Genomic DNA, 7,604 nt, shown 5'->3' with positions numbered 1-7,604 from the left:
CGACTCCTGGATGAAACGGGTGTTGTCGGAGACGAACTGGATCGGCGTGTTGATCTCATGCGCGACACCGGACGCGAGCCGGCCAACCGACTCCAGCTTCTGCGCATGCCGCAGCTCGAGCTCCAGCCGCTGCCGCTCGGAGATGTCACGGGCGTTGAGGATGAGGCTCCGGGAGCCGTCGTGCTCGACCACATACTCGACCAACACCTCGAACTCGGTCCACGGCCGGTCGTCGTGTCCGCGAAGCCGGCACGGGCGAGCGCCGACGGACTCGGGCGCGAGCACGACGCTTGCGTCGTCGGGATGGAGGAGACGCCGCAGGTCGCTGCCGACCAGTGCGTCCGCATCGCAGCCGAGAAGCCGTGCGGTGGCTGGATTGGCGAAGCGGATCACGCCCTGCTCCCCGGCCAGGATGAGCGCATCGGGGGAGTTCTCCACCACGATGCTGAGCCGGGACCGGCTCAGCAACTGGTCGAGGGTCAGGGCCGCCTCGTCGGCCAGGGTCGTCAGGGCGGCCGTGAGGTCGTCCACGGCTCGCCGGCGGAACGTCGCCACGAGGAGACCGAAGACCTGCCCGTGCACGGCGAGCGGAACGACCAGCAGCCGATTCTGCGGCGGCATGCCGACCAGCGTCGTGAACCGTGTGGCGGCGTCACCGGCGATCAGGGCCGACCCCCCGGGCCGCAACGCGTCCCTTACCCCGGCACCGAGCTCCTCGAGGTCCATCGAGCAGCCCAGCACCTCCGGACCGGCCGCGCCGGCATGCCCGATCACGCGTGCGGACCCGGAAGCGATCGTGGTCACCAACGCACCGCTGATGTCCTCGTCCAGGCGTGCAGCGGCCGCCGCCGCCGCCTGAGCCGCCTCCTGCCGGTCGGTCACGGCGGCGAAGGCGGCACCGGCGGCCGCGACCACGCTCTCTCGTGCGGCCGCCCGGTCCCGCGCGCGGATGCCCTGCGCCAGGCTGAAGTTGATGGCCAACCCGATCATCGCCGTCACGGCCAGAGACACGGCGTTCGCCAAGGGCACCTCGGCGAACGTGACTCCGGTGCCCAGGATCACGACGATGGCGGACGCACCGACCAGTTGGTCTTTGAGACTCCCGTACAGGGCCCTGAAGTTGATCCAGACGAAGAGCAGCCCGATGGTGATGCCGTAGCCGGAGGCGGCCGCCACGACGGCCACGCACGGCGCCTCGACGATCCAGTTCAGCCAGGAGAACCGCCCGCGCCGGTAACCGCGGAACAGCGAGGCCTCCACGATCACGACGGCCAGAGCCGGAACGGCCCAGGACAGGCGATCCTCCGCCTGGATACCGGCGAGCCCGATGATCGCCCAGATCAGGCAGAACACCAGAAACAACAGACGCACCTGGGCGAGCATGGGTCCCGTAGGCATCTGCAGCCATCGCCAGCGGCGCATACCGTCACCCATCCCCGTAGTCGGCGCTCCACTACTCCCTATCGGCGGGAAGTCGGGCAGGCAGAGGCCGAGGGGCAATTCGGTGGCCTACCAGCCGTGGATGACCGGCACCACGACTGCGTCGGCCTCCGCTAGCCTGGCCGGGTGTTCGTCGATGCGCTGATCAATCTCTACACCAACGACATCGAGGCGGGGATCCGGTTCTACCGCGACCTGCTCGGCCTCGAGGAGACGTTCCGGACGCCCTGCGAGGGCACGCCCGAGCACGTCGAGTTCCGGGTGGGCGGCTCCACCGTCGCGCTGGGCACGGTCGAGGCGGCCAAGCGCGTCCACGGTGTCGACGCGACCCCCGGCGCCCCGGCCGGCGTGCTGGTGCTGTGGACGGACGACGTGGATGCGGCTTACGAGCGTCTGACGTCGGCCGGCGTCCCGGCGCTCAATCCGCCGCACGACGCGGGAAACAGCAACCGCAGCGCCCTCCTCGCCGATCCCGACGGCAATCTGGTCGAGATCGTTGCGAAGGTCGCCCGACCCGCCGGCTAGAGCGGCCCGCGGCCGGCGCGCAGGATCATCAGGGCCACCTGGGTGCCGTCGGCGCCCAGGGCCTCGCGGAAGCGCTCGACGATCTCGCGCTCACGGGAAAGCACCAGGCGGGTGCCGCCGGAGGCCATGCGGGTGCGGCCGACCTGCTGGGAGAGGCGGGCCCGTTCCAGCCAGAGGTCGATGATCTGCTGGTCGATCTCGTCGATCCGCTCGCGGATCCCCCGGATCTCGTCGGCTGCGCCCTCGGCGCCTGCGCCGGTCGGCTGGTCGATCACGTCGGCGTTCATGTCCTGCTCCTCGGGTGCGGACTCGGGCGGGCCGGCCCCGGCAGCATCAAGCCCCGGGCCGTTCAGCCCGGGGCTTGGTGTAGGTCTGTCGTTCAGACGCGTCCTACGGTCGCCGGACTGCCGGTGCCGTAGTAAAAAAATCGCGTCTGCTGGATCACGTCGTGAGTATGCCCCGGCCTCGGGCGGCTCCGCAAGGAAACCGCCCGAAACCTGGGACGTCAGGCGACGGCCGTGATGCGGTTGGCCGGGCCCGGGGCGACCGGCGCGCCGGCACCCAGATAGGCGGTGAGGGCGTCCACGTCGAAGCCCGGCGCGGTGACCCGGCCGGTGCCCTGACTGAGGTTGGTGAATCCGTCACCGCCGTTGGCCAGGAAGTCGTTCGTGGTGACCTGGTAACTGGCCGCGGGGTCGATCGGCGTGCCGTTCAGGGCGATGTTGCTGACCCGCGAGCCCAGCGGGGCGGAGGCGCTGTAGGTGTACGTGAAGCCCGCCGACACCTGCAGGATCTTCGTGGTGCTCTGCCCGGCGTACCCGGCGAACTGCTGCTCCAGCACCTCCTTGATCTGCGCGCCGGTGAACGTCTGCGTGACCACCAGGTTGTTGAACGGCTGCACGGTGAACGCCTCGCCGTAGGTGACCGCACCCGGCGCCTCGGCGCCGCTGGACGCATAGGCCAGCGAGGCCCGGATGCCGCCCGGGTTCATCAGCGCGATCTGCGCGCCGGCGCTCCTGGTGTACGCGAGCTGGGCATCCGCGATCACGTCACCCAGCGGGCTCTCGCCGCTGGGCCGTGCGTCCCGCACGATGTCCGCGGTGATCGCGCCCACCACCCGGTTGGCGATCGGGGCGACGGCGGTGCGGTACTTGTCGATCACCCTCTTGGCCGCGGCGTCGATCAGCGCCGGGTTCTTGACGAACACGCCGCCCGGGCCGACCTGCCAGGTGCCGTCCGGGTTGCGCACGCCGTTCTCCACGATCACGTTGCGCGCACTGATCTCGGCGAACTTACGCGTCCGCTTGTCCAAGGTGTAGTCGATGTCGGTGATCAGCTGACCGTTGGTGCCCGCGCTGGTCACCACGCTCTGCGCGCCGGAGCGGTTGGGCAGCTTGCACGAGTAGAACCGGTGCGTGTGACCCGAGACCACCAGGCCGAACTCCGGGTTGAGGCCGGCCACGATGGGCACGATCGGCCCGGTGAAACCGTTGCAGGCACTCGGATCGGCGGTGTTGGCCTGCGCGCCGCCCTCGTGCACCAGCAGCACCTGCGCCTTCACGCCGAGCAGCTTGAGCAGGTTGCCCCACTTGTTCGCGGTCTGGACCTCATCGGCGAAGGTGACGCTCGCGATCCCGGCCGGGTTCACGATGCCGGGCGTCCCTTCGAGGGTCAGGCCCACGAAACCGACGGGTACGCCGCCGATGAACTTGATGTCGATCGGGGGCAGGATCGGCAGCCCGGTCTTCTTGCTGATCGTGTTCGCGGCGAGGTAGTGGAACTTCGCCCCGCCGTAGCCGTCGCCGTCCTGGCAGCCGTCGGTCGGGTGGCAGCCGCCGCGCTGGATGCGGAGCAGCTCGGCGACGCCCTCGTCGAACTCGTGGTTGCCGACCGAGCTGATCTGCAGCCCGATCTCGTTCATCAGCTCGATCGTCGGCTCGTCGTGGAACGCGGCGCTGACCAGTGGGCTGGCGCCGATCAGGTCGCCGGCGCCGACGGTGGTCGTGGGGCGGCCCTCTGCCGTGCCCTCGGCGCGCAGCCGCTTGAGCCAGGTGGCCAGGAACTCGCCGCCGCCGGCCGGCGTGCCGTTGACGGCGGCGCCGCTGCCGGCGGGCGCGTCGAGCGCGCCGTGGAAGTCGTTGTAACTGAGGAACTGCCCCTTGACGGTGGTGGCGGGGTGGCTGTAGCTGACGCTGACCGGAGTCAGGCCGGCCCGCTCCTGCGCCGGTGTTTCGGCGGCGGGACGAGCGAGCGGTAAGGCGGCGATGACGGCCAGGGCGAGGGCAGGCGCGGCGAGGTTACGCAGGCGCATGGTATGTGGTCTCCCGATCGGGTTTCGGAGTACGACGGACCTACTCTCGTGTATTGACGCTGGTCAGCGCTACTACTTCCGGGTGACAGGTTGGTAGCGGCGGCGCGCTGTCCACAGCCCGCCGAAGATGTCGTAGGGGCGGCATAGACTTCACGCCGTCATGCGAGCCCTCCCGGAAAACCCCCAGTTGCCCTTCAGCGCGCCGCCCGTCAAAGCGGATCCGCCCGCGCGCAAGCCCGCGCGCCGGTTCGACGCTGCCGCTCTGCTCGAGGGGCTGAACGGCCCTCAGCGCGACGCCGTCACCCACTCCGGGTCGCCGCTGCTGATCGTGGCCGGCGCCGGGTCGGGCAAGACTCGTGTGCTCACGCACCGGATCGCGTATCTGCTGGGTGAGCGCAACGTGCACCCGGGCGAGATCATCGCGATCACCTTCACCAACAAGGCCGCGGCGGAGATGAAGGAGCGGGTGGCCGCCCTGGTCGGCCCGCGCGCCCGGCTGATGTGGGTGTCGACCTTCCACTCCGCGTGTGTGCGGATCCTGCGCGCCGAGCACGATCACGCCGGGCTCAAGAGCACGTTCTCCATCTACGACGCCGACGACTCACGGCGGCTGATGCAGCTCGTCGCCCGCGAGCTCGACCTCGACCCCAAGCGCTATCCGCCGCGCGGGCTGGCCGCCCAGGTGTCGAACCTGAAGAACGAGCTGGTCGAGCCCGAGGAGTTCGCCGACAAGGCCAAGGGGCCGCACGAGCGGGCGGTCGCCGAGGCCTATGTGTTGTACCAGCGCCGCCTCAAGGAGGCGCACGCGCTGGACTTCGACGACATCATCATGTCCACCGTGCACCTGCTGCAGTCCCATCCGCATGTGGCCGAGGCGTACCGGCGGCGGTTCCGGCACGTGCTGGTGGATGAGTACCAGGACACCAACCACGCGCAGTACATGCTGGTCAAGGAGCTGGTCGGCCCGGGCGGCGGCGACCCGCCGCCCGGGGAGCTGTGTGTGGTCGGCGACGCGGACCAGTCGATCTACGCGTTCCGCGGCGCGACGATCCGCAACATCCTGGAGTTCGAGCGCGACTATCCGGACGCGCGCACGATTCTGCTGGAGCAGAACTACCGCTCGACGCAGACCATCCTGTCCGCGGCCAACGCGGTGATCGACCGCAACTCCTCCCGCAAGCCGAAACGGCTGTGGAGCGACCAGGGCGCCGGTGAGCAGATCGTCGGCTACGTCGCGGACACCGAGCACGCCGAGGCCGACTGGGTGGCCCGCGAGATCGATCGGCTCGGCGACCGCGAGCAGGTGCGGCCCGGCGACGTGGCCGTCTTCTACCGCACCAACAACCAGTCCCGGGTGTTCGAGGAGGTGTTCATCCGGGTCGGGTTGCCGTACAAGGTGGTCGGTGGCGTGCGCTTCTACGAGCGCAAGGAGGTCCGCGACGCGCTCGGCTATCTGCGGGCGATCGCCAACGACGACGACGTGGTGAGCATCCGCCGGGTGCTGAACACTCCGCGGCGCGGCATCGGCGAGCGGGCCGAGGCGTGCGTGGAGGCGTTGTCGTCGCGGGAGCGGATCTCGTTCGGGCAGGCGCTGCGCCGGGCCAAGGAGGCGCCGGGCATCTCGTCCCGGGCGGTGAACAGCATCCTCGACTTCATCTCGATGCTCGACGAGCTGCGCGAGCTGTCCGCCACCTCGCCACCGGAGGAGATCCTCGAGGCGGTCCTGCAACGCTCCGGCATGCTCGCCGAGCTGGAGGAGAGCATCGACCCGCAGGACCAGGGCCGGGTGGAGAACCTCCAGGAGCTGGTCAGCGTGGCGCGGGAGTACACCGAGCGGGTCGAGGCGCAGGCCGAGGACGAGGGAGCTCCGGGCGCGACGCTGGCCGGCTTCCTCGAGCAGGTGTCGCTGGTGGCGGACGCCGATCAGGTGCCCTCCGACGACCCCGAGCACCAGGGCGTGGTCACTCTGATGACCCTGCACACGGCCAAGGGCCTGGAGTTCCCGGTGGTGTTCCTGACCGGGCTGGAGGACGGCGTCTTCCCGCACATGCGGGCGATGAGCGACAACACCGAGCTGGAGGAGGAGCGCCGGCTGGCCTATGTCGGGATCACCCGCGCCCGCCAGCGGCTCTACCTGTCCCGGGCGGTGACCCGGTCGGCGTGGGGCCAGCCGCAGTACAACCCGCCGTCCCGCTTCACCGACGAGTTGCCGTCCGAGTTGGTGCGCTGGGAGCGCACCGGGAGCTCGTACACGTCGTGGTCCGGCACCGGCGGCGGCGTGGGTGGCCGGGGCGGGGGCGATCGTGGGCGCGGCGGAGGCTTCGCCGGCGGTACGCCCAAGGCGCAGCGCCTCGCCGACCGGCTCGGCATCGACGGCAGCAAGCTGGCCACCGCCAGTGAGCTGCCGCAGACGCCCAAGGTGGTGGCCGGCGACCGGGTCAACCACCAGCGCTACGGCCTCGGCCGGGTGGTCACCGTCGAGGGGCACGGGCCGGGTGCCCGCGCCCAGATCGACTTCGGCGACCAGGTGATGTGGCTGATCCTGCGGCACGCCCCGATCGAGAAGATCTGACTCAGCCCTTGGCCCGGTCGGTGGCGACGGGGCTGTGGACGGTGTGGTCGTGGTCGTGGTCGTCCGAGGGCTCGGCGTCGGCGCTGCAGCCCGGGATGTCCACGCCGTGCGCGTGCATCCAGGCGGTCGGCTCGATCGGGTTCTTGTACGAGCCCTCGTGCACCTCGAAGTGCAGGTGCGGCCCGGTCGAGTGGCCGGTCGACCCCTCCAGCCCGATCGTCTCGCCGACCTTGACGTGCTGGCCCGCGACGACGCCGAAGGCCAGCATGTGGCCGTAGTGGGTGAGGTACCCGTGGCCGTGGTCGATGAGCACCGCGTTGCCGTACCCGCCCTCCGCACCGGCCGCGACGACGACGCCGGCGCCGGCCGCGCGGATCGGGGTGCCCTGCGGCGCCGCCAGGTCGACGCCCGCGTGCAGGCGTCCCCAGCGCGGGCCGAAGCAGGAGGTCACCGACCCCTCGGGCATGGGGTTCACCCACTGCGCGACGGGCACCGGACGCACCTTGCGGGCCGCCTTGGCGAAGGCGCGAGCCGGCGGCGGAGTGACCGAGGACGGGCCGGCGTCCTGGTCGGCCGGGCCGTCGTCGACCAGGGCCGCCGCCGCGATGGCGGTGTGCTCGGCGATCGGGTCGCCCGCGGTCGGGGCCAGGGCATGCGGCTGAGCCGCGGGGACCGCCGGGTCACCAGGGGCGGCCAAATCACCAGGGGCGGCCGGGTCATCGAGGGCAGCCGAGTTGCCGAGCGCCGCCGGGACCG

Annotated in this window: 6 protein-coding genes; 2 read left to right on the top strand and 4 right to left on the bottom strand. The window is 70.8% G+C overall.

All coding sequences use genetic code 11. The features are described from left to right. On the bottom strand, positions 1-1,371 hold a 1,371-nt coding region (locus AB0M20_RS17955; protein WP_364299410.1), incomplete at its 3' end, for a PAS domain S-box protein. 195 nt (positions 1,372-1,566) lie between these two features. Between AB0M20_RS17955 and AB0M20_RS17950 the strand changes: the two genes are divergently transcribed. Continuing rightward, a complete protein-coding gene (locus AB0M20_RS17950; RefSeq protein WP_364299408.1) occupies positions 1,567-1,965 on the top strand; it encodes a VOC family protein in 399 nt (132 codons plus the stop codon). Here AB0M20_RS17950 and AB0M20_RS17945 read toward each other — a convergent pair. Both AB0M20_RS17945 and AB0M20_RS17940 read right to left on the bottom strand, forming a co-directional pair. Continuing rightward, on the bottom strand, positions 1,962-2,252 hold the full coding sequence (locus AB0M20_RS17945; RefSeq protein ID WP_364299406.1) for a chorismate mutase: 291 nt from the start codon (positions 2,250-2,252) through the stop codon (positions 1,962-1,964). The two genes, AB0M20_RS17950 and AB0M20_RS17945, sit on opposite strands and share 4 nt — an antisense overlap. A gap of 218 nt (positions 2,253-2,470) precedes the next feature. Then, entirely contained in the window at positions 2,471-4,276 is a 1,806-nt protein-coding gene (locus AB0M20_RS17940) for a bifunctional metallophosphatase/5'-nucleotidase (protein ID WP_364299404.1), read from the bottom strand. A 160-nt stretch (positions 4,277-4,436) separates the two neighbouring features. Between AB0M20_RS17940 and pcrA the strand changes: the two genes are divergently transcribed. Next, positions 4,437-6,848: a DNA helicase PcrA gene (pcrA, locus tag AB0M20_RS17935; RefSeq protein ID WP_364299402.1), complete on the top strand. Its 2,412-nt coding sequence runs from the start codon at positions 4,437-4,439 to the stop codon at positions 6,846-6,848. A gap of 1 nt (position 6,849) precedes the next feature. Here the strand turns inward: pcrA and AB0M20_RS17930 are convergent. Then, positions 6,850-7,604, bottom strand: a 755-nt coding sequence (locus AB0M20_RS17930; protein WP_364299400.1) for a M23 family metallopeptidase, incomplete at its 5' end; no start/stop codon positions are given.

The sequence above is a fragment of the Actinoplanes sp. NPDC051633 genome, assembly GCF_040681735.1.
In the GTDB taxonomy this organism is placed as follows: domain Bacteria; phylum Actinomycetota; class Actinomycetes; order Mycobacteriales; family Micromonosporaceae; genus Actinoplanes.
The sequence above is the reverse complement of the archived record's forward strand: the minus strand, read 5'-3'. Positions and strand labels throughout refer to the sequence as shown.

Bases quoted from the DNA above. Each gene is read 5' to 3' on its own strand.
- AB0M20_RS17945 (WP_364299406.1), bottom strand. From the start codon at position 2,252: ATGAACGCCGACGTGATCGACCAGCCGACCGGCGCAGGCGCCGAGGGC.
- AB0M20_RS17940 (WP_364299404.1), bottom strand. From the start codon at position 4,276: ATGCGCCTGCGTAACCTCGCCGCGCCTGCCCTCGCCCTGGCCGTCATC.
- pcrA (WP_364299402.1), top strand. From the start codon at position 4,437: ATGCGAGCCCTCCCGGAAAACCCCCAGTTGCCCTTCAGCGCGCCGCCC.